Genomic DNA, 24,074 nt, shown 5'->3' with positions numbered 1-24,074 from the left:
CCTTTTTTATTCCATTAACATTAGAGTTAAAACGTTAAAGAAAAAGGAATTTTAGCGATGGCGAATTATTTGAGATTAGAGTATCTCTAACATGCTTATATTAGATACCCGTACACTACTGGTCGTCACCGCCATTATTTCTATCGGCTCAACTATCGCACTCTTTTCTCTATGGCGTACGCAACCTCGACATAATGGAGCAGGCTTCTGGGCGTCGGGTATGACCCTTATCACTTTTGCCAGTTTTTTGCTGTCTGGCCGCGGCTCGATTCCTGATTTTATCTCTATTATTATTGCCAATACAGTGATGATTATTGGATTTTCACAAATCTTGCGCGGTATATGCATTTTTATAAAACGCCCTACACTACTATTTTTTGACTTCATTCTCCCAGCAATAGTCGCACTCACTTTTTACTACTTTACTTACTTTGAAAATGATTTAACGATAAGAATCACCCTATTCTCCATCGCATTAGTCATGATCTGTTCCGCGATTGTCATTACATTGATTCATAATAATTATACGGCCTGGAGACACGCTGGAACGCCCGTTGCAATTATCTTTGGCTTTTTCGCGCTAGCCTACGCAATACGAGCAACGGTTGCTTTACTCACCCCCTATGACAATACGTTCATGTCCACAAGTACTTCGACAACATTAGTCTTCATAGCAGGAATCCTTACCATTGGCGGCAGCGCCATAACCCTGACCCTTTTTAGCCAAGCTGCGTTAAAAGCTGAGTTACAACTATTTTCTATGGCGGTAAAACAATCGGCATCTTCAATCATTATTACCGATACAACAGGGGCAATTGAGTATGTTAACCGCGCTTTTATAGAAAAGTCGGGATATACAAAAGATGAATTGATAGGGAAAAATCCACGTATTTTAAAATCAGGTGAAATAAATACGGAGATATACAAAGGGCTATGGGAGACCCTAACAGCCGGAGATACTTGGCGAGGAGAGCTCCATAACCGTAAAAAAAATGGTGAGCTATACTGGGAAATCGCCTCAATCACCCCCGTTAAACAACAAAATGGCTACATTAGTAATTATATTGCTATAAAAGAAGATATTACCGCGCTAAAAAATGCTAAACAACGTATCTTTGAAATGGCAAATCACGATGCATTGACCGGATTGCCGACCCGTCGACTTTCAATGGATCGTCTCGAAAAATATATAGCCACGGCTAAACGCAATAAAACAAAAGTCGCGGTGATGTTTGTAGATCTCGATGGTTTTAAAAACGTCAATGACACCCTAGGGCACGATGCAGGGGATTTTGTTCTTAAGGAGACAGCGGCTCGGCTTTGCTCAACGGTTCGTGAAGTTGACACCGTTGCACGTATTGGTGGTGACGAATTTTGGATTTTTTTAACAGACATCGCAGACTCAAAGGCTATTTCGGTAATCGCTGACAAAATAATTAAAACAATTACGCTCGCCTATGACGTCGAAGATACCCAGATAAACATTGGCGCTAGCATTGGTATCGCGATATATCCAGACCATGGAGATAACTCTGTCGAGTTAATTAAATTAGCCGACAAAGCGATGTATAAGGTCAAAAAACAAGGGAAAAATAACTACACCTTTGCAAAACAGTGAAACTGATATCCTTCCCTTGCAAAGATTGCTTTTATAGCAACTCCTGTAATTATGAAGTCTATTTAAGTGTAGGAATAAATAGATGCTAACGAGGCATCGCTATTTTGTTAGTCAAACAGAGCACGCAAATTAGCGATCCCCTTTTCTGCAAGTTGTTTCTTTTGTTCTTCGCTTTTCTTTTTCGGCCCACTCTCCCAATCGAGATCATCTTGAGGTAACTCAAATAAAAAACGACTCGGAGTGGGTTTGATGGTTTCACCGTATTGATTGCGCTCCTTAGCAAGCGTAAAGGTTAACTCTTTTTGTGCACGAGTAATCCCAACATAGGCAAGGCGGCGCTCTTCTTCAACATTATCCTCATCAATACTCACTTGGTGCGGCAAAATCCCCTCTTCCATACCAATCATATAAACATAGGGAAACTCAAGCCCCTTAGATGCATGCAGGGTCATTAACTGTACTTGGTCAAGCTCCTCTTCTTCTTCATTACGAGAAAGCATATCGCGCAGGGTTAAACGTGCAACAACTTGCTCAAGCGTCATCTCTTCATCAAGGTCATCGCCCTTGAGCATTTCCGTCACCCATTTAAACAGCATCGACACATTTTTCATGCGCATTTCCGCAGCTTTCGGACTTGGGCTGCTTTCATATAACCAATCTTCGTAACCAATATCACGGATCAGATCGCGCACCACATCGATATTATCCTCTCGTTTTAGGCGATCATTGAGCTCTACTAACCAGCGCGTAAACGCTTGTAAGGAAAGTAACCCTTTACCTGACAAGGTTTGTTCTAATCCCAATTCAAAACTGGCAGCAAACAATGTCGTATGGCGCATATTGGCATAACTACCGAGTTTTTCTAATGTCCCCGGACCAATACCACGACGCGGTGTATTAACAACACGTAAAAAGGCATTGTCATCGTCTTGATTCACCAATAGCTTAAGATAAGCCATGATATCTTTCACTTCACTGCGTGCAAAAAAAGAGGTTCCACCACTAATGCGATAGGGGATGCGATTTTCCATCATCACCTTTTCTAACAAGCGACTTTGATGATTACCACGGTAAAGTACCGCATAATCGCTAAAGGAAGCCCCATTCATAAATTTATGGCCTGAAAGCTCCATTACCACACGCTCTGCTTCATGTTGTTCATTTTTGGCAAACAACACTTTGATTGACTCACCATAGGCCAATTCACTAAACAGGCGTTTATCAAATTCATGGGGATTATTAGCAATCAGTACATTCGCCGCCTTTAAAACACGTTGACTAGAGCGATAGTTCTGCTCAAGTTTAATCACTTTTAACTGCGGAAAGTCGTTTTGTAACAAGACTAAGTTTTCTGGACGCGCTCCTCGCCATGAGTAAATAGACTGATCATCATCCCCTACCACTGTAAATCGTGCACGTTCGCCCACTAACGCTTTAATTAACTCATATTGGCTCGTATTGGTATCTTGATATTCATCTACCAATAAATACTGTATTTTTTTCTGCCAACGCAAACGCACCTCTTCTTTCAGCGTTAGAAGCAGAGTTGGCAACACAATTAAATCATCAAAATCGAGTGCGTTGTAAGCTTTTAATTGGCGCTGATAAAGGTCATAACAGTGGGCAAATAGCACATCGCGCTCACCACGCGCCTGTTTTATCGCTTGTGCTGGTAGTATCAGGGCATTTTTCCAATTCGATATTTGTGTGATTAACGCCTTTAACAAATCCATATCTTCTTGCAGTTGCTTAGCAGTCAACTCTTTTAGCAAGGCTAAGGTATCTTGATCATCAAACAGACTAAATCCCGCCTTCATACCTAATACTTTATATTCGCGTTTAATGATATCCAATCCCAAGGAGTGAAATGTGGAGACCATTAAGCCACGCGCCTCTTTACGGCCAAGGGTTTGGCTAACACGCTCCTTCATCTCTCGAGCGGCTTTATTGGTAAATGTGACGGCGGCGATATGTTTAGCTAAATAATCACAATTTTGCACTAAATGAGCGATTTTATTGGTGATCACCCTCGTTTTACCACTGCCCGCACCCGCTAACACAAGGCAGGGGCCTGAAATCATTTTTACAGCGGCATCTTGACCGGGATTTAGCTTCATGTTTTTCCTAATTGATAATAATGATGACTTGCATCTCAATTTTACGGTAGTTTTAGTTGAATACCAATCTATATGGTCATTCATAACGTATGAATAAAAGTTATTCATAGCTAATAAATAAAGAATATTCACAGCTAATGAATTTATTCCAATTATTGTTGTATTTTATAGAGACAATAAACGATAATGAACGTTCATTCATTTTACGGGACTATTATGGACAAGCGTATAAGGATATTGGCTGCTGCTGAAAAATTGCTCGCCGTTCATGGTTTTTATGGATTATCCATGAAAATGTTGGCAAAAACAGCGGGTGTTGCCGCAGGCACCATCTATCGCTATTTTGATAGCAAAGATATGCTAATGTCGCAATTGCATCAGCATATTCGTAAGGAGGCCGCGGAAACAATATTTAAAGGCTGGTCTAACAAGCAAACACCGAAACAAAAATATGATCTACTTTGGCGTAACGCCTTCGATGCCGTACTGAGCAATCCGCAACGTTTAACGGTGATCGATATGCTCTATTTTATCCCTAATGAACAACAAGCAGAGATAACACTTTTTGAAGATGTCGCTTTTGCTCCTTTAATCGACTTTTATCAACAGGGTATAGATGAAGGACGTTTCTTGCCATGGCAAATACCAATGCTGATCACTCTAAGTTTTGACACTTCCATTGAATTGGCCAAAAAACAGTTAAGGCAACGTTTTGAAACGAGTGAACAACAAATAAATCAAGTAAGAGATGCTTCTTGGTTAATTATTCAACAATCATCATTAAAATAATAAGGTAATAAAATGAAAAAATGGATCGCTTCGGCAATAGTATTAGCAATACTAATTTTTGGTACTGTTATTGCCTTTAACATAATGAAAGCTGCAAAGGTGAAGGAGTTCTTAGCCAATCGCCCAATTCCTGAATTTGCCGTTACTAGCAGCAACATTACACTTAACGATTGGACCCCACACCTTCGAGCTATTGGCTTTATTGAACCTATTCAAGGCGTTGATATTGCCAATGAAGTCGCCGGTAAAGTGGTTAAAATAAATTTCAAATCAGGGCAAAAATTAACCGAAGGTGAAGCACTCGTTTACCTTGACTCAGAAATCGAAGAAGCCAATTTAAAAGCGGCGCAGGGGCGCATGCCGTCAGTAAAAAGTAACTATCAACGGATGCGTTCTCTGTTAACTAAAGGTTCTGTTTCACAGGGGCAGGTAGATGATGCAGAGGCTGAATATTTGGCATTACAGGGGCAAATAGAAAGCTATCAAGCAACTATTAGTCGCCGTATTATTCGCGCTCCCTTTGATGGCATTGCTGGTATTAAAAATATCTTCTTAGGCGATTATTTAGAAGCGGGTCACGATATCGTTCGCTTAGAAGATGTTAGCAAAATGCAAATCCGTTTTATTGTGCCACAAAATGATCTTAATAAAATTTTTATTGGCCAAGCAATGAATATCGCCGTGGATGCTGAGCCTGGGGTTGCCTTTACAGGGACTATTTCAGCGATTGAACCTGCAGTAAATTACCAAAGTGGCGTCATTCAAGTGCAAGCAGACATTCCTAATCAAGAGCAAAAGCTACGTTCAGGCATGTTTGCTAAAGCAAGTATTATCCTACCAACATTACATCAACAGGTTATTATTCCGGAAACCGCGATTAACTACACACTATATGGTGAAACCGTGTATGTGATCTCGGAGCAAAAAAATAGTGATGATTCAACCTTCTTACAAGTCGAGCAACGTATTGTTAAACTAGGTAAAAGTAAAAATGGCATGATCCGCATACTCGATGGGCTCAAGGAAGGCGAACAGATAGTTACCAGTGGTCAAGTCCGTTTAAGCAATGGCGCACATGTAAAAATCACAGAGTCTGACGCGTTAGACATCCCCTCGACCACTCCAGCACTATAGGTGAGCAGATGAAATTTACTGATATTTTTATACGCCGCCCGATACTTGCGATATCGCTGAGTTTATTGATAGTGCTATTAGGACTACAAGCCCTTAGCACGATGCAAGTACGCGAGTATCCGAGCATGACAAATACCGTAGTGACGGTGTCGACGAGTTATTACGGTGCCAATGCGAATCTGATTCAAGGGTTTATAACTCAACCCATCGAGCAAGCCATTGCCCAAGCAGATAACATTGATTTTATTACGTCGCAAAGTTTTATGGGCAACTCAACAATTACAGTCTTCATGAAACTCAATACCGATCCCAATGGCGCGGTTGCTGATATCCTTGCTAAAGTAAATAGTGTGCGCTCACAACTGCCGAGTGAAGCTGAAGATCCGACTATCGATATGAGCACCGGTTCAACAACATCGGTTATTTATATCTCATTTTCAAGCGCAGAACTGAACGCTAGTCAAATCACCGATTATCTAGAGCGCGTTATTAAACCGCAGTTATTTAGCATCAATGGTGTAGCTAAAGTGAACTTATATGGTGGAACGCCATTTGCGCTAAGAATTTGGATCGATCCTGAGCGAATGGCTGGTTTTTCACTAACCACACAAGATGTTGTACAAATTTTACAAGCCAACAATATCCAATCGGCAACGGGGCAAGCCAACAGCTATTACACCCTTTTTAATGGTAGTAGTGAAACGCAAGTGAAAACAGCGGCTGAGTTAGAAAACCTGATCATAGCGACGCGTGAAAATGGCAAGGTGATCCGCCTACAGGATATCGCTCGCGTTTCATTGGAAAAAAGTCATGATACCACTCGCACCATGGCTAACGGTAATGAAGCGGTGGTTGTCGCAATTGATGCGGCACCAACGGCAAATCCGCTCGATATTACCGCGGGAATCAATGCCATTTTACCCGATTTAGCTAAAAACAATCCAAGTTCAATACAAATGGAGGTGTTGTATGACTCAACTATCGCCATTGAAGAGTCGATTTCAGAAGTCATTAAAACCATCGCTGAAGCCGGTTTAATCGTATTAGTGGTGATGGTGCTATTTTTAGGCTCATGGCGTGCGGTGATTATCCCTATCATTACCATTCCATTGTCACTGATTGGCGTGCTCGTTGTGATGCAACTATTTGGCTTTACCCTTAACTTAATGACATTACTGGCAATGGTATTAGCAATAGGTTTAGTAGTCGATGATGCAATTGTTGTGGTAGAAAATATTGATCGCCATATTAAAGCCGGAGAAGATCCCTACCGCGCGGCCATTATAGGAACCCGGGAGATTGCCGTCCCCGTTATTTCGATGACGATAACACTGGCAGCTGTTTATGCGCCTATTGCCTTAATGGGGGGAATAACGGGATCACTATTTACTGAATTTGCATTAACTTTGGCAGGCTCAGTGTTTGTTTCCGGTATTATTGCATTAACACTATCGCCGATGATGTGTAGTAAAATGCTTAAAAGCAACCATCAGGCAAATCGTTTCGAACAAGCCGTTGAAAACACGCTTTCAGGTGTTACCTCACGCTATTCGCGCCTGCTTGAAAAGTTGATGGTTCGTCGTCCAGCTGTGATCCTTTTTTCAATTTTAGTTTTTATCTCTTTGCCTTTCCTATTTAAATTTATTCCTGCGGAACTAGCTCCCAAAGAAGATAAAGGGGCATTAATGATGATGGCTAAGGCGCCAGCCAATGCCAATCTCGACTACATTGAAAACAGCATAGGTAAGATAACCGCTGAAATAGCGAAGCAACCCGAGGTACAAAGTACCCTCGGTATTTCTGGCAGACCAAATGCCAATCAAGCCTTTGGTATTGCAATCATGAAGCCTTGGAGTCAGCGCGATAAAGATCCTAAACAGCTTGCGACGGCCTTAGCACCGTTATTTAATGATTTTCCCGCGGTCGCGACCACGGCTTTCCAAATGCCTGAGTTACCGGGTTCATCAGGTGGCTTACCGGTACAGTTTGTTATATCAACAGCAAATCCATTTGAGAGCTTAGTTAGTATCGCCAGTGATGTACTCGCAGCGACACAGGCAAACCCTAACTTTGTCTATTCTGAACTTGATCTTGCCTTTGATTCAGCGACAATGAAAATCAAAATAGATCGCGATAAAGCAGGTGCGTATGGCGTTACCATGCAAGATATAGGTATCACCTTGGGAACTCTATTAAGTGATGGCTACCTAAATCGCATCGACCTCCATGGGCGTAGTTATGAAGTAATCGCACAAGTAGAACGGAAATACCGTTTATCGCCAGATAAATTAGGTAATTTTTACGTACGCGCTAAAAATGGAGACATGTTACCACTGAGCAATTTAATCACTATTGATGTGGTTGCTGAGCCACGTTCATTACCACACTTTAACCAGTTAAATAGTGCATCTATCGGTGCTGTTTTAGCCCCCGGTTTTGCGATGGGCGATGCCATTACCTTCTTTGAAGAGCTCGCGACTAGTAAATTACCTTTAGGTTACCGCCATGACTATCTTGGGGAGGCACGACAGTTCGTTAGCGAAGGCGATGCGCTTTACATGACCTTTATCTTGGCTATTTTGATCATCTTTTTAGTGCTGGCTAGTCAATTCGAAAGTGTTCGCGATCCATTAGTTATCTTAATGACCGTTCCGCTTGCTATCAGTGGCGCTCTGGTGGTGATGGCCTCAGGCCCGCTGATTAATATCGGCGCAATGATGCTTGGGTTTACGGGAGGATTCTGCACCCCCCTACGATGAATATATACACGCAAGTCGGTCTAATAACGCTCGTAGGATTAATCACTAAGCATGGTATTTTGATTGCTGAAGTTGCCAAAGAGGAGCAATTACACCATGGTTTAAATCGTATCGAAGCGGTACAAAAAGCAGCAACCATTCGTTTACGCCCTATTTTGATGACCACTGCGGCAATGGTTGCTGGTCTTATTCCATTACTTTTTGCGAGTGGCGCAGGCGCTGTTAGTCGTTTTGGTATTGGGGTTGTGATCGTGGCAGGCTTATCCTTAGGCACTCTATTTACGCTATTTATTTTACCCGTCATCTACTCTTTTGTCGCCAGTACTCATAAACCGATCAAAGAGTTTGATGAAACATTAAAACTCAAAGCCAAAGAGATTAATTACAACAGCTAAGAAACATCCATTTTGTTGTATTAGTTAATTAAGACCTTAGCGAATATTGCTAAGGTCTTTTTTTATTCATGTTAAATTAATTTAATGTATATTTTATATACAAACTAACTAGCATTGAGTTTTATATGTAAAAACGTTAATCTACCCCCTTAACGTCTTTAATTGAGTACAATTTATTGATAATTACTAAATATAATCGACTAATTAACTTTTTTTTATACATTTTCTTCGTTAGTATCATTCATTAATAAATAGTAACCCATACAAAAGAGAATACATTGAACGACATTCCAACCAGTGCTTTACTAATTACGCTTGTTATTTTAATTCTAATCTCTGCTTATTTTTCGAGTTCAGAAACGAGCATGATGTCTCTCAACCGTTATCGCCTACGCCATCTTGCACAGGACAAGAATAAAGTAGCATTACGTGTTGAAAAACTACTTAATAAGCCAGATAAACTGATCGGCCTTATTTTGATTGGTAACAATCTTGTTAATATCCTCGCTTCAGCATTAGCCACTATCATTGGCCAACGAATTTACGGGGATGCCGGCATTGCCATTGCAACAGGGGTATTAACCTTTGTTATTTTAATTTTTGCAGAAGTAACACCAAAGACATTAGCTGTTCTCTACCCTGAAAAAATTGCTTTTCCAAGTTCCTTTTTGTTACGCCCATTACAAGTGTTACTTAGCCCTTGTGTATGGTTGATTAACGGTATCTCCAACGGCTTATTACGTATCTTTGGTGTGAACGTTACTCACAATAGTGACCATGCTCTTTCGAGCGATGAGTTGCGCTCTGTTGTGAGAGAGGCTGCCGGAATGATACCGGTTCACCACCAAGAGATGCTGCTAAGTATTCTTGAGCTTGAAAAAGTGACCGTCGATGAAATTATGATCCCACGTAATGAAATTGCTGCAATCGATATCAACCAAGAGTGGGATGTCATTCTTAAGCAATTAAAGCACCGTACACATACCATGACTTTGCTTTATCGCGACACCATCGATGATGCGATAGGCTTTATCCATGCACGTGATTGTTTGCTGATTTTATTAAGGGAAGATTTCACTAAAACAACACTATTACGTAGTGTGAGAGAGCTCTATTTTATCCCAGAAGGTACGCCTCTAAATACACAGCTCATAAAATTCCAACAAAATAAAGAGCGCATAGGCCTAGTGGTAGACGAATATGGTGATATTCAAGGGTTAGTCACGCTCGCTGATATTTTAGAAGAAATCGTTGGCGACTTTACGACAACACATCTTCCTGTTAATTCTAAAGAGATCTATAAGCAACACGATAACTCTTATATTATCGAAGGTAGCTTAGGTTTACGAGACATCAACAAAGAGATGGGTTGGACTTTACCTACCGATGGCCCTCGCACACTCAATGGCTTGATTTTAGAACATTTAGAAGAGATTCCTACCGAGAAAATTAGTGCCCGTATTTGCGGCTATCCGATGGAAATTTTAGAAGTAGAAAATAATATGGTGAAGTTAGTCAAAGTGCTCCCGCATCTATATAAGGATGATGAATAAGTAATACCATATAATCGGAATAAATAGCTGATCTATTTTACTGGTTAAAATAACTTACTTTTTTGTTGTAAGTTTCGCAAAGGGAACAACCATTTGCGTCAACTTACGCCTCAAATTAAGTCACTTTTCCTGCGCAAAATTTAGATCTCATACTTAAAGCTACTTCACCTGAGATGAAAATCGTACTTATTACGCAATCAGACAATAATAGGGATTGGTATAAGTACGATTAATGAAATTATAGCTGCTGTAACTGCGCTTCACTTAAGGCAATATCTTCATTCTTATTAGTACCAATACCCGCTTCAATAATAGCGCGAGCGATTGCTTGCGCCTCCTCGAGCGAGTGCATTAAATAGGTACCACATTGGTATTCATTTAACTCAGGAATATCTTTTTGATCTTGCACCTTCAACACATCCTGCATAGAGGCTAACCATGCAGAAGCAACATCAGCCTCACTAGGCGAACCAATCAAGCTCATATAAAAACCTGTACGACATCCCATTGGCGAAATATCAATAATTTCAACGTGCTCACCATTTAAATGATCACGCATAAAGCCCGCATATAGATGCTCAAGTGTATGAATACCTTTTTCAGAAAGCATCTCTTTATTGGGCGTTGTAAAACGTAAATCAAAGACAGTGATAGTATCTTTTCCAGGTGTTTGCATTTTTTTAGCAATGCGTACTGCTGGAGCGTTCATAATTGTATGATCAACAGTAAAACTATCGAGTAATGGCATCTCATTTCCTTCTTTTAATGAATGAATATCCGTCACGGGTTAGGCAAAAAACAGTCGCCATAACCAGCTTGAATCTAAGTTCTCTTGGCAACCCTTTAATTGGCTTGAGTACTGTTTTGCACGATTATCTACTTTACGAGCTACTTTAATTAACCAAGGTTTCTTGTTATAACTTTGCTTTTTATAACCTCCCCAGCCTTCATGGTAATTAAGATACTGGCGATAGGCATCCCACTTTGAAATACCATTAACTTTATGCGTTTTACTGGTAAACCAGCCCATAAAATCAACGGCATCGGCAAAATCATCACGGCTTGCCCATGAACTCCCCGTTTCACGTTTATAATCATCCCAAGTCATCGTTTTAGCCTGCGCATAACCATAGGCATCACTTGCTCTACCAATTGGAATAAACCAAAAATATTGCATGGGAGGTGCAGCATCATGCTTGAAACTACTCTCTTGGTACATCATCGCAATCGGTACGTGGATCGGTGTCCCCCACTTTTTATTCATATCCTTGGAGGCTTCATACCAATCGCGATTTTCAAAAAATATATGGCAAATATTATCCGGATTTTTCGGTGGCGGCGTTGCACATGCCGTCACAAAGAGGGTCAAGAGTAAAGATAAAAGGATCTTTTTATTTACCATATTTAAACCTATTCTATTATCAATTAATATGTTTCTGCATTCGTAAAATATTGTTGCAAATAGTGATCAAAACTAAGCGTATCCTGCTGCTCGATATGTTGCTGTTTTTCAAGCGAAGCCAAACGCTGTTGCTCAAAATATTGATCCGACCATAGCTGATACCCCTGCTCGCATAACGCTATTTTATATTCTTTTGCCAGCGACAAAGCTAAGATACCATTATCAACATTAGCCGCTAGCAGTTTATCTAATACTCGCGCGGAATTAGTTAATTCTGGCTGACGGAAGTACTCTGCGATATGCGCAATGGCTTGCTCGTAGTGGCTGACATTTTGCTGCTTATCAAAAACGCTGGCCAGATCCATTAATTGCGCCATTATCTCCGCGCCCCACGCCGATACACTTTGCTCTTTTCCATTAATGGCAAGCCGTAAATCGGGTTGACGCCCCTCAGTCACTATTTGACTGAAATTAGTGCGTAAATGGGTTGATTGCGCCTCGTTTATCTCATCAGAAGGGGTAATCGCACACCAAGTTAAAAATAAATCCAAAAAGTTCACTTGCTCTTCGGTGATCCCTACTTTAGAAAATGGATTGACATCTAAAGAGCGAATTTCAACATATTCGACACCACGAGCATGCAAAGCCTGTGATGGTGTTTCACCTTTTTTTGCACCCTTTTAGGACGAATCGATGCATACAGCTCATTTTCTATTTGCAGTACATTGTCATTTAGCTGAATGTATTTGCCATTTTTCTTAATTCCTAATGCTTTAAATTCAGGGGACTTTTTATGTAAAGCTTCGGAAACACTAGCAAGATAATTTTCTAAACTGTTATAACAAATATTTAAAGAAGATTGCGAACTATTGGTATAACCTAAATCACTCAAACGTAGAGAGGTTGCATAGGGTAAATAGATAGTCCCTTTAGCCAACTTTTTAAACTGTAAAGGTGTTTCTTTGCCTTGAATAAAAGAACTGCAAATCGCAGGTGATGCACCAAACAGATAAGGAATGATCCAACCAAAACGCATATAATTACGGATTAAAGCAAAATACCCCGCTGACTGCGCCTCTTGCGGCGTTAAATCAGCGCCATGCATCTGTGACCAAACAGGCCAAAATGCGCTCGGTAATGAAAAATTATAATGCACACCTGCAATCACTTGCATCATGCAGCCATAACGATTTTTCAACCCTTGCCGATAGGCTGTCTTCATTAAACCTACATTAGAGCTACCGTATTGGGCAAGCTCAATGTTATCTTCCTTTTCAACATAACAGGGCATGCTAATAGGCCAGAGCATCTCATCTGCCGCTAAATTTTTAGCACTGTAATGGTGAATATCATTTAAGTAATTAAATAGTTGCGGGACATCTTTGGCAACAGGCGTGATAAATTCCATTAAACTTTCGGCAAAATCAGTGGTGATTGATTCATGGCAAAGGGCGCTACCAAAGGCATCGGGATGTTTATCTGAAGATAATTTGCCATCAGATTTGATACGTAATGCTTCACGCTCAATACCGCGACCAAATTGACTCAATGCTTCTGGTTGTTGAGCTAGAAAAGCTAATTTTTGCTGAAAATCAAGAGACAAGGTAAACCCCTTTCAGGTGGTTAAAATAAATCTCAGCATACTTTAAAAAGCAGCTAATATGCAATTTTATAGAAAATATAGTGTCGAAACTATAATTATGCCGTATCGTAGCGCTTTGCCAAGAAAAATAAATATCAAACAGGGCATTATCCGCAGCTTAAACCACCCTGCAATTAAGGGTAATAGATCGCCAATAACGGGTAACCAACTAAGTAATAGCGCAGGAGCACCATAACGTCGACAAAATGCCGTTAATCTTATATATTTATGTTGAGCTTTATCCCGCCCCCAATAAAAATAATACCCCATAAAATAGGTAATAACCGCCCCCAATGTATTACCAATACTTCCCGCTAATAAATATCCAAAGGCATGCTGTGGTGCGTTTTTTACATAATAAATCAACAATAGCTCCAACCACCGGAAAGAGTGTTGATGAAATTAAACCACTAAAAAAGAGAGTGATATATTCAGACCACACATTCAAACTCCAATAAAAAAGGCCACTTTATTAAGTGGCCTTTTACACTAACCGATATTTAATAGTCGTTTAGCCAACTAGCGCTAGCAATACACCAGCAGCAACGGCACTACCAAGCACCCCTGCTACATTAGGCCCCATTGCATGCATTAACAAAAAGTTATGGGGATTAGCTTCTAATCCAACTTTATTAGCTACACGCGCAGCCATAGGCACAGCAGAAACACCTGCCGCACCGATTAAAGGATTGATAGGACTTTTTGAAAAGCGCCCCATCGCTTTCGCCATTAACACGCCAGAAGCCGTACCAATAGAGAAGGCTATTGCACCTAATCCCAAAATACCTAAGGTCTCTAAGTTTAAAAACTTATCTGCAGATAGTTTAGAGCCCACGCCTAAGCCTAGGAAAATGGTTACAATATTAATTAACTCATTCTGAGCGGTGGAACTTAAACAATCCACAACCCCTGATTCTCGCATTAAATTACCAAGACAGAACATACCGACTAATGGCGTTGCTGCGGGTAAAAATAGAATAGTTAAAAAAAGTACAGCAAGTGGGAAAATGATCTTCTCTTTTTACTTACTGGACGCAACTGTTCCATTTTTATTTCACGCTCCGCTGGTGTCGTTAATGCACGCATGATAGGGGGCTGAATGATTGGTACCAATGCCATATAGGAATAAGCAGCAACCGCAATCGCACCGAGTAAATCGGGTGCAAGTCTTGAAGCTAAGAATATCGCCGTAGGGCCATCGGCACCACCAATAATTGCAATAGCCGACGCATCAGCCATGCTAAAATTAAAACCTGGTACAAGATTAAGTAAAATCGCGCCAAACAGGGTCGCAAAGATACCAAACTGCGCAGCAGCACCCAATAGCAAAGTTTTAGGGTTAGCAATCAAAGCGCCAAAATCAGTTAATGCCCCAACACCCATGAAGATAATTAACGGAAATACACCCGTTTCAATACCCACATGATAAATGTAATAAAGCATACCACCTTCTTCAGTAAAACCGGCATTGGGAATATTGGCTAATACTGCGCCAAAACCAATAGGTAATAATAATAAAGGCTCAAACTTCCGCACGATTGCTAAATATAACAGTAAAGCACCAACTGCCATCATAACTAATCCGGGCCACTCAAAGTGAGCAATGCCCGTATCATTCCAAAGTGTCGTTAATCCATCCACTTAATTACTTCCTTAACCTATTGTAAAGAGGGCTTCACCCACTGCAACAGAATCACCTTCTTTAACTAAAATGGCTTGTACTATGCCTGATTTAGTTGCTCGAATTTCTGTTTCCATTTTCATCGCTTCCATAACGAGCAGCGTATCACCTTCATTAACTTGTTCGCCTTGCTTAACAAGTAGTTTGAAAATATTACCCGCAAGTGGTGCAGGAAGATCTTCACCTGTACCGCTCGTTGATGCAGATGCAACATTAGTAACAGGTGCTGGTGCAGCTGAAGCAGTGATACCGCTAATGCTACCTTCAGGGCCAACCTGTACGGTGTATAATTGACCATCAACAGCAACGGAGTAAGTTTCCGCTTTACCTTTCTTCACTGGCGCAGCTGGTAATAGATCATCCGCGCTTGGTACAGGTTCAAAAGCATCTGGGTTATTACGATTTTCTAGGAATTTGAGGCCGATTTCAGGGAATAAAGCATAAATTAGCGTGTCATCAATCTCTTCTTTCGCTAATGTAATACCTTTTTCAGCAGCCACTTTTTTGAGCTCACTAACAAGGTGATCCATCTCTGGTGCAAGATTATCAGCAGGACGACAAGTGATTGCCTTGGCACCGTCAAGTACTTTAGCTTGAAGCTCGGCATTAAATGGAGCAGGAGCGGCACCATATTCGCCTTTTAATACACCAGCAGTCTCTTTAGTGATATTTTTATAGCGCTCACCCATTAAAACGTTAATAACCGCCTGTGTGCCAACAATTTGTGATGTTGGTGTAACCAAGGGAATATAACCCAGATCTTTACGTACAACGGTGATCTCTTTTAATACGTCATCCATCTTATCTGCAGCACCTTGCTGCTTAAGTTGGCTTTCCATATTTGTCAGCATACCGCCAGGAACTTGAGCGATTAAAATACGTGGGTCAACGCCTTTTAATTCCCCTTCAAATTTCACATATTTTTTACGTACTTCTCGGAAATATGATGATATTTCAGCTAATTGAGGAAGGTTAAGTCCGGTATCTCGCTCTGTCCCTTCAACAATTGAAACAAGTGTTTCCGTTGGCGAATGGCCATAGGTCATACTCATTGAAGAAATTGCAGAATCGATAATATCAATACCCGCATCAATCGCTTTTTGCTGTGTAGCAAGACTTAATCCCGTCGTTGCATGACAATGCAACGCCAGTGGTATATTGGTACTCGCTTTAATTTTTGTAATTAGCTCTTCTGCTTCATATGGCTTTAACAGACCCGCCATATCTTTAATACATATAGAATGGCTGCCCATATCTTCAAGGCGTTTCGCCATATCAACCCAGTTATCAATAGTATGAACAGGGCTGGTTGTGTAAGAAATTGTACCTTGTGCATGCGCGCCAATTTTAACGGCAGACTTAATCGCAGTTTCAAAATTACGAACATCATTCATCGCGTCAAAGATACGAAACACATCGACGCCATTTTTATGTGCTCGTTCGACAAATTTTTCAACAACATCATCGGCATAGTGACGGTAACCTAATAGATTTTGACCGCGTAATAACATTTGCTGTGGCGTGTTTGGCATGGCCGCTTTTAATGCGCGGATACGATCCCATGGATCTTCACCTAAATAACGAATACACGAATCAAATGTTGCACCGCCCCAAGTCTCTAAAGACCAGTACCCCATTTTGTCTAATTTTTCTGCAATCGGTAGCATATCATCGATACGCATTCGGGTTGCAAACAATGATTGGTGCGCATCACGCAGCACCACTTCTGTTATTGCTAAAGGCTTCGCCATTTTCACGTTCTCCATAGTTCATATTCCTTTATTGTGCAGTTGATTTGCGATATTGCTGCACAGCCGTAGTCATTGCTGCAATTAATTGAGGGCTAATTTGCGTATTGGCAGCGGTATTGTTACCACCTTGCACGGCCTTTTTCGTCACGGGCAGATCTGCGGGCGTATATTTTGCCATCAAGCTAACGACAACCATCAATAAACCTAAAAACAGAAACACAAAGCCCATACCTAAGCCCATTAACACTAATGCTTCTAATAATGACTCAGTAACATCCATAGTAATTATCCTTTTTGTACATAATAAATGCCTGTTAACAAACAGAGGTGAATGAATAATTATTCACACTTCCTCTACAATATCACCTGCAATAAAGGGTGAATAAAAAAGCTAACTCACCACTTTTAGGCTAAAAAAGCCTAATAAACATACCTTAACCTCTTAATAACCCTATAAAAAATAAGAATTAAGAAATTAAACTGAGTTTCAAAAACAAATTATCATACGGGATTTTCTATTAAATTGGAAGTATAGATAAAACAGCCTCAAAGAGCTTAAAACATTAACAATTACAAGCTTTTTTAAAGCTAATGATTACTTTGAAAAAAGCAAATTTATGTTGTAATTAGGTGATGATTGTCACGAATAAAGATCAGACATTAGTAGACATGGAGAATATTATTGAGACACAAAAAAACAAAACAAGTATGCAATAAAAACAAATAAATATTCACCATTCAATTTTACTAATAATCTATAAAAGGAAAAATAGTGCCGAGATGCGAGGCAAAAATTTGCAGCATAGTTATTCTACATCGAGATTTTATAACAAAGCAGATTGGTGCTATTTTTCTTCACCTACGGGGTGCTAGCTCAAAACCAGTTCTGCGTGGTAATTCCCCTCGTGCAATATATCCACTAATTGATATTAACAAATATGATTCGCACGTAAAAAACGCTCACTCCTTGCAAAATATTGATAAGCATTATCCGTTGGTTCAAACTCGACCATCAACCACTGCAAATCGCTCAGTAAGTCAAAAGTCTTCATTATCTGAAGAAGCTTAACCTCCCCCTCACCTAACGCAACAGATCGCCCCTGAGCAAAATCTCTTAGGTGTAAATATGAAATCCTACTCGCATGCTCTTTTAAAAAGAGAACGGGATCGATTCCCGTTAAATGCAACCAACCGATATCGACACATAATCCCACATTGGTAATATCTAACTCCTTATTAAGAATATCAAAGGGGGTGATATCATTACGCGTCGACTTTAAAAATTCAAAGTCATGATTATGATAATGCACCTTAACACCCGCAACCTTAAATTCTTCTGCCGCCTTGTTAATAATGGAGCATGTCGCGCTAAAATTTTCTAAACTACAATCATGCCAACCTAATGGACCAGAAACGCATAAATTAGCACAATCATGGCGGTCCAAATAGTCGAGAAGTTCAACATAGTTTAACAGCCCCTCTGAGCCGATATGCAAGGCAGAACATGTTAAATCGTACTCATTTAATAATGAAGAAGCTTCAAGTACAAAAGGCATTTCCACAGCTTGATAACCGATATCAGCAATAGCCTTAAACACTTTTTCCGGCCTCATTTTCAACTCTTCTTCTTTAAAGCCATATAACTGCGCACCTAAATTCATTAAATTTCCTTATCAAAAGAGAACCATTTGCGCCAAACCGATGAATGACTCATACCTATTCGCATAATAGGATGGTCATGGCTTGCAGGGAAAAAGGATGGAGAGCAAGGCGCATCATTGAATAATTAAGTATGTGATCTAAATTTTGCGCAGGAAAAATGGCTTAATTTGAGGCGTAAGTTGACACAAATGGTTGTTCCCTTTGCGAAACTTACAACAAAAAAGTAAGTTATTTTAACCAGTAAAATAGATCAGCTATTTATTCCGATTGGTATTATTATAGGATGCGCCATTACGTGTAGCAAATTGAAATGTTAGCAAAGGGGATTAATAGGGGTTGGTGTGGCAAAAGAAAATATGGTGCGGGTGAAGGGATTCGAACCCCTGACCGCCTGGTTCGTAGCCAGGTACTCTATCCAGCTGAGCTACACCCGCATGGTGCATAATATTAATGGGATTAATATTATTGAGCTCTGTAAACAAAAAAACTTACCGAAGTAAGCTTATAAGAATGGTGCGGGTGAAGGGATTCGAACCCCTGACCGCCTGGTTCGTAGCCAGGTACTCTATCCAGCTGAGCTACACCCGCCGCGATATTCTTTATTTTTTGTTTTACATTCGATTCTTAGCGCTAACCATATCCTGCAAAAGAGATGGTGCGGGTGAAGGGATTCGAACCCCTGACCGCCTGGTTCGTAGCCAGGTACTCTATCCAGCTGAGCTACACCCGCCGCGATATTCTTTATTTTTTGTTTTACATTCGATTCTTAGCGCTAACCATATCCTGCAAAAGAGATGGTGCGGGTGAAGGGATTCGAACCCCTGACCGCCTGGTTCGTAGCCAGGTACTCTATCCAGCTGAGCTACACCCGCTTTAAGAATCTACAAGAATGGCGGTGGAGGAGGGATTCGAACCCTCGAACAGGCTATAAACCCGTTACTCCCTTAGCAGGGGAGCGCCTTCGGCCACTCGGCCACCCCACCGTCGTCTTGTGGCGCACATATTACTGTCTTATGAAAACAAGTCAAACTTTTTTTAATGACTCTTTTCCGTTTGATGGTTAAATAAACAAATAAGCTACTATTAAACCATTTTTTTTGTAATTGCACTGTATTCAATCGCAACAGCCAATTAGAGCGAACGGTAAAACCATTCTCTAGGCAAAAAAAAAGAGCCCGTAGGCTCTTAGAATATTTAATTCACAGCGTGTTATTCGCTATATGAACTCGCATTTTTTTCAGCTTGTATACGCATATAGATCTCTTCACGGTGAACAGATACTTCTTTTGGCGCATTTACACCGACGCGTACCTGATTACCTTTTACACCTAAAACGGTAACGGTAACATTATCCCCAATCATCAAAGTTTCACCAACTCGACGAGTTAATATCAGCATATCCTGCTCCTATATTATATTATCCATCTAAATAGCTTTTTAGTATGGACTAATCTATTCTAAAATTCATATTTATTTGCGGAGAAAATTAAATTATTTCTCTTCAATTGGTTCGTTGGCCAAATTAAATGCATTGTGTAACGCACGAACAGCTAACTCTAAATATTTACTATCAACAAGTACTGATATTTTAATTTCAGAGGTTGCTATTTGGTGAATATTAATTCCCTCTTGACCTAGGGTCTCAAACATTGTTTTCGCAACGCCAGGGTGGTTCCACATTCCAACGCCAACAATAGACACTTTTGCTATCTCATTATTGCCTTGCACTGCATTTGCTTTTAATGAGACACACACAGCTTCTAAAAGTTCCTTAGCTTGTTGATAATCATCACGATGCACAGTAAATGTGAAATCTGTTTTACCGTTACCGACGGTATTTTGAACAATCATATCGATATCGATATTCGCTTCACCAATTGGTGAAAGAATTTGTGCCGCTACCGTCGGTTGATCTGGCACACCAGATAGTGTTAAACGCGCCTCATCTCTATTAAAGGCAATGCCTGAAATTACTGGAGATTCCATTTTATTTTCCTCATAACTAATTAATGTGCCGCCACCATCTTTAAAACTGGATAAAACACGCAATGGCACATTGTATTTACCAGCAAACTCCACTGAACGAATCTGTAATACTTTCGCGCCCAAACTAGACATCTCTAACATCTCTTCAAATGTTATTCTATCTAGACGACGTGCATTAGGTTCAACACGAGGGTCGGTTGTATAAACACCATCCACATCCGTATATATTTGGCATTCATCTGCTTTAAGAGCAGCAGCAATAGCCACCGCAGAAGTGTCAGAACCACCACGTCCTAATGTTGTTATATGGTTATCTTCGTTACGCCCCTGAAAACCAGCAACTACAACGACACGCCCTTGCTTTAAATGCCCCTCGATATTCTTGGTTTCAACATCTAAAATACGTGCCTTACTGAAGCTACTATCGGTTTTTAGGCGAACTTGATCACCCGTCATCGATACCGCATCAACACCGATGCTATGCAATGCCATTGACAATAACGCAATGGTGGTTTGTTCACCCGTAGTCAGTAGCACATCCATCTCTCTTGCGCTTGGTGTATGGTGCAACTCTTTAGCTAATGCAATCATACGATTGGTTTCACCTGACATTGCGGACAATACAACAACGAGATCATTACCCGCTTCTTTCATTGCTTTTACTTTTTCAGCAACTATTTTTATTCTTTCGACATTACCAACTGAAGTGCCGCCGTATTTTTGAACTATTAACGCCATGATTATTTCTCAGCCTTTCTACTAGTTAACTGCCCGGTTAAAGGCAGCTATTTTGCTATAAACGTTCTGCTAACCAAGGTTCAACTAATGCTAATGCATCATTGAGCGCTTGTGGGTTAGTACCACCCGCCATAGCCATGTCTGGGCGACCGCCCCCTTTACCACCAACGCAAGTGGCAACTAAATTAACCAAGTCACCAGCTTTGACTTTTGCAGTCAAATCTTTTGTCACTCCGGCAACGATACTGACTTTATCTTCACCGACTGCTGTCGCTAACAATACGATAACAGATTGTAATTTATTCTTTATCTCATCGACACTATCACGTAACGATTTGGGATCAATACCTTCCATATTGGCGACCACCACTTTCACGCCATTAATTTCTAATGCGTTATCAGTCAAATTAGCACCGGCAGAGCTCGCTATTTTAGCTTTTAACTGAGCAATCTCTTTTTCAAGTAGTTTACTACGGTCTAATACCTGAGTGATTTTTTCGCCCAATGTAAAATGATCACCCTTCACTAAGCTACAGGCTTTACTTACTTCATTTAAAATGTCGGCAACAACCTCACCAGCAGGAGCACCAACAGAAGCTTCAATACGACGAACACCCGCTGCGATACCAGATTCCGAGCGAATTAAAAACATGCCCATATCACCTGTACGCTGAGCATGTGTACCGCCGCAAAGCTCTGTTGAAAAATCACCCATCTGTACTACGCGAACCAAGTCATCGTATTTTTCACCAAATAACGCCATTGCTCCGGTTTTTTTCGCCTCTTCGATATCCATCGATTGAGTAACAATGTCAAAGTTATTACGAATCGCTTCATTCACTAAAAAGCTTACCTGCGCTAAAGTCCCTTCGCTTAATGCTTCGAAATGCGAGAAATCAAAACGCAGTTTATCTGCTTCAACGAGAGAGCCTTTCTGTGTCACGTGCTCACCCAAAGCACGGCGTAATGCAGCATGTAATAGGTGAGTCGCTGAATGGTGAAGGGCAATCAATTTTCGTCTTTCTTGGTCAACCTGCGCATTAACCGTATCCTGCACAGTTAATGAACCTGCTTAAATAACCGATGTGTAATACTGCATCAGCCGCTTTCTTACAATCCGTAACAACGAAGACCCCATTATCAAAAATAAGCTCGCCCATATCTCCCGATTGACCACCCGACTCTCCATAAAAAGAGGTGTTATCAAGAATGACTTGCGCGTTATCTCCTGCTGCTATGGCATTAACAACTTCGCCATCCTTAAGCAGTTTAATTACTCGTCCTGATATTGCTAAAGTTTGATAACCAACAAACTCAGTTTGCTCTTCAATCTTTAACACATTGTTATAATCAGTGCCAAAATTATTAGCCTGTTGTGCACGAGTTCGTTGTTCATCCATCGCTTTATCAAAACCAGCTTGATCGATGGTAAGCTCGCGTTCACGGGCAATATCTGCGGTTAAATCAGCAGGAAAACCATAGGTATCATAAAGTTTGAACACCACATCACCGGGGATCACATTACCTTCAAGGTTTTCTAACGCGTTGTCTAAGATCTGCAGGCCACGATCCAACGTTTTAGCAAACTGTTCTTCTTCTAAACGTAATATTTTTTCAACAAAAACACGTTGCTTACTTAACTCTGGGTAGGCATCACCCATTTGCGTAATAAGTTCTTCGTATATTTTGAAAAAGAAAACGTCTGGCGCGCCCAATTTATGACCGTGACGTACCGCTCTGCGAATAATACGACGCAATACATATCCGCGCCCTTCATTCGAAGGCATCACACCGTCGGCGATCAAAAAACCACAGGAGCGAATATGATCGGCAACAACGCGTAATGATTTATCCTGTAAATCCTTTGCTCCAGTCACTTCCGCTACTTTTTTAATTAAACCTTGGAATAGGTCGATATCATAATTGGAGTGCCCATTTTGCAAAATTGCAGAAATACGCTCAAGGCCCATGCCAGTATCAACGGAAGGCTTAGGTAAATTTTCCATCGTCCCATCTGAGTGACGATTAAATTGCATGAAAACTAAATTCCAAATTTCAATGTAGCGATCGCCATCTTCTTCTGGTGTACCTGGAGGCCCTCCCCAAATATGTTCACCATGATCATAAAATATTTCGCTACATGGGCCACAGGGCCCGGTATCGCCCATTGACCAGAAATTATCCTTTGCGCCGATACGAGATAAACGCGCAGGATCAACACCAATTTCATCGATCCAAATTTTTTCTGCTTCTAAATCTTCATCAAATACCGTCACCCATAATTTTTCCACAGGTAACTTCAACTCTTCTGTTAGAAATTCCCATGAAAATTTAATCGCATCACGTTTAAAATAATCACCAAAGCTAAAGTTTCCTAGCATTTCAAAAAAAGTATGGTGGCGTGCCGTGTAGCCGACGTTGTCTAAGTCATTATGCTTACCACCAGCACGCACACAACGTTGGCTTGATGTTGCACGGGTATAGCTACGTTTATCAGTACCTAAGAATACATCTTTGAATTGATTCATACCTGCATTGGTAAATAACAAGGTAGGATCATTATCTGGCACTAGTGAGCTACTGCTGACAGTTTGATGGCCTTTTTTAGCAAAGAAATCTAAAAATCCTTGGCGAATTTCAGACGTCGATTTAATCATGGTCATGAGTGATTCCAAATCTAGTTCGCTACTTTACAAGCGTTCAATAAAACAGCAAATGGGTTAAATTTTAAAGGCTGCCAATATAACACGGAGCTAGAAGAGTGGAAAGTATCGATCTACATCACTTTTATTTAATTTCAAGTAATTGTTACGACGAAGTAAAAATTATAACGGGCTGTATGCCTTA

Annotated in this window: 15 protein-coding genes, 5 tRNA genes and 3 pseudogenes; 6 read left to right on the top strand and 17 right to left on the bottom strand. The window is 40.6% G+C overall.

The features are described from left to right. The first annotated feature begins 91 nt into the window (after positions 1 to 91). A complete protein-coding gene (locus AB1A03_RS04175; RefSeq protein WP_354623303.1) occupies positions 92 to 1,618 on the top strand; it encodes a diguanylate cyclase domain-containing protein in 1,527 nt (508 codons plus the stop codon). A gap of 107 nt (positions 1,619 to 1,725) precedes the next feature. Here AB1A03_RS04175 and rep read toward each other — a convergent pair whose 3' ends face one another. Next, positions 1,726 to 3,735: a DNA helicase Rep gene (rep, locus tag AB1A03_RS04170; protein ID WP_354623302.1), complete on the bottom strand. Its 2,010-nt coding sequence runs from the start codon at positions 3,733 to 3,735 to the stop codon at positions 1,726 to 1,728. 216 nt (positions 3,736 to 3,951) lie between these two features. Here rep and AB1A03_RS04165 point away from each other — a divergent pair, with 216 nt between their 5' ends. The 5 genes from AB1A03_RS04165 (at position 3,952) to AB1A03_RS04150 (ending at position 10,365) form a co-directional block, all read left to right on the top strand. Then, a complete protein-coding gene (locus AB1A03_RS04165; RefSeq protein ID WP_354623301.1) occupies positions 3,952 to 4,524 on the top strand; it encodes a TetR/AcrR family transcriptional regulator in 573 nt (190 codons plus the stop codon). Positions 4,525 to 4,536: 12 nt separating this feature from the next. Then, positions 4,537 to 5,658, top strand: a complete 1,122-nt coding sequence (locus AB1A03_RS04160; protein WP_354623300.1) for an efflux RND transporter periplasmic adaptor subunit — start codon at positions 4,537 to 4,539, stop codon at positions 5,656 to 5,658. Positions 5,659 to 5,666: 8 nt separating this feature from the next. Continuing rightward, positions 5,667 to 8,417 (top strand): efflux RND transporter permease subunit, encoded by a 2,751-nt coding sequence (locus tag AB1A03_RS04155; protein WP_502945914.1) that lies wholly within the window; start codon positions 5,667 to 5,669, stop codon positions 8,415 to 8,417. Beyond that, positions 8,414 to 8,812, top strand: a complete 399-nt coding sequence (locus AB1A03_RS17315; RefSeq protein ID WP_502945913.1) for an efflux RND transporter permease subunit — start codon at positions 8,414 to 8,416, stop codon at positions 8,810 to 8,812. Before AB1A03_RS04155 ends, AB1A03_RS17315 begins: the two co-directional genes overlap by 4 nt. 278 nt (positions 8,813 to 9,090) lie before the next feature. Beyond that, positions 9,091 to 10,365: an HlyC/CorC family transporter gene (locus tag AB1A03_RS04150; protein ID WP_354623299.1), complete on the top strand. Its 1,275-nt coding sequence runs from the start codon at positions 9,091 to 9,093 to the stop codon at positions 10,363 to 10,365. 238 nt (positions 10,366 to 10,603) lie between these two features. On the opposite strand, the gene luxS is transcribed toward AB1A03_RS04150, so the two are convergent. The 16 genes and pseudogenes from luxS to alaS form a co-directional block, all read right to left on the bottom strand. Beyond that, positions 10,604 to 11,113, bottom strand: a complete 510-nt coding sequence (gene luxS, locus AB1A03_RS04145; protein WP_354623298.1) for an S-ribosylhomocysteine lyase — start codon at positions 11,111 to 11,113, stop codon at positions 10,604 to 10,606. A 39-nt stretch (positions 11,114 to 11,152) separates the two neighbouring features. Further along, positions 11,153 to 11,767 carry a transglycosylase SLT domain-containing protein gene (locus tag AB1A03_RS04140; protein ID WP_354623297.1) on the bottom strand — a complete coding sequence of 205 codons (615 nt, stop codon included), beginning with the start codon at positions 11,765 to 11,767 and terminating at the stop codon, positions 11,153 to 11,155. Positions 11,768 to 11,790: 23 nt separating this feature from the next. Continuing rightward, a pseudogene (gshA, locus tag AB1A03_RS04135) lies at positions 11,791 to 13,316 on the bottom strand (glutamate--cysteine ligase). A gap of 120 nt (positions 13,317 to 13,436) precedes the next feature. Beyond that, entirely contained in the window at positions 13,437 to 13,775 is a 339-nt protein-coding gene (locus AB1A03_RS04130; RefSeq protein WP_354623296.1) for a YqaA family protein, read from the bottom strand. Between the two features lie 145 nt (positions 13,776 to 13,920). Further along, positions 13,921 to 15,050 (bottom strand): annotated as a pseudogene (locus tag AB1A03_RS04125) (sodium ion-translocating decarboxylase subunit beta). A 12-nt stretch (positions 15,051 to 15,062) separates the two neighbouring features. Beyond that, a complete protein-coding gene (gene oadA / locus AB1A03_RS04120; protein ID WP_354623479.1) occupies positions 15,063 to 16,841 on the bottom strand; it encodes a sodium-extruding oxaloacetate decarboxylase subunit alpha in 1,779 nt (592 codons plus the stop codon). A gap of 28 nt (positions 16,842 to 16,869) precedes the next feature. After that, positions 16,870 to 17,121: an oxaloacetate decarboxylase subunit gamma gene (locus AB1A03_RS04115; protein WP_354623295.1), complete on the bottom strand. Its 252-nt coding sequence runs from the start codon at positions 17,119 to 17,121 to the stop codon at positions 16,870 to 16,872. Between the two features lie 649 nt (positions 17,122 to 17,770). Then, positions 17,771 to 18,502: a sugar phosphate isomerase/epimerase family protein gene (locus AB1A03_RS04110; protein ID WP_354623294.1), complete on the bottom strand. Its 732-nt coding sequence runs from the start codon at positions 18,500 to 18,502 to the stop codon at positions 17,771 to 17,773. 358 nt (positions 18,503 to 18,860) lie between these two features. Further along, positions 18,861 to 18,937, bottom strand: a tRNA-Arg gene (locus tag AB1A03_RS04105). 77 nt (positions 18,938 to 19,014) lie between these two features. Then, positions 19,015 to 19,091: transfer RNA gene (locus tag AB1A03_RS04100), tRNA-Arg, on the bottom strand. 65 nt (positions 19,092 to 19,156) lie between these two features. Then, positions 19,157 to 19,233 (bottom strand) — tRNA-Arg (locus AB1A03_RS04095). A gap of 65 nt (positions 19,234 to 19,298) precedes the next feature. Beyond that, positions 19,299 to 19,375 (bottom strand) — tRNA-Arg (locus AB1A03_RS04090). Positions 19,376 to 19,393: 18 nt separating this feature from the next. Further along, positions 19,394 to 19,486 (bottom strand) — tRNA-Ser (locus AB1A03_RS04085). 226 nt (positions 19,487 to 19,712) lie between these two features. Continuing rightward, positions 19,713 to 19,901 (bottom strand): carbon storage regulator CsrA, encoded by a 189-nt coding sequence (gene csrA / locus AB1A03_RS04080; protein WP_354623293.1) that lies wholly within the window; start codon positions 19,899 to 19,901, stop codon positions 19,713 to 19,715. 93 nt (positions 19,902 to 19,994) lie between these two features. Beyond that, complete coding sequence (locus AB1A03_RS04075) at positions 19,995 to 21,227, bottom strand: aspartate kinase (RefSeq protein WP_354623292.1); 1,233 nt, start codon at positions 21,225 to 21,227, stop codon at positions 19,995 to 19,997. A 55-nt stretch (positions 21,228 to 21,282) separates the two neighbouring features. Beyond that, a pseudogene (alaS, locus tag AB1A03_RS04070) lies at positions 21,283 to 23,884 on the bottom strand (alanine--tRNA ligase). Positions 23,885 to 24,074: the final 190 nt, after the last annotated feature.

The sequence above is a fragment of the Psychromonas sp. MME2 genome (assembly GCF_040566515.1).
Taxonomy (GTDB): Bacteria; Pseudomonadota; Gammaproteobacteria; order Enterobacterales; family Psychromonadaceae; genus Psychromonas.
The sequence above is the reverse complement of the archived record's forward strand: the minus strand, read 5'-3'. Positions and strand labels throughout refer to the sequence as shown.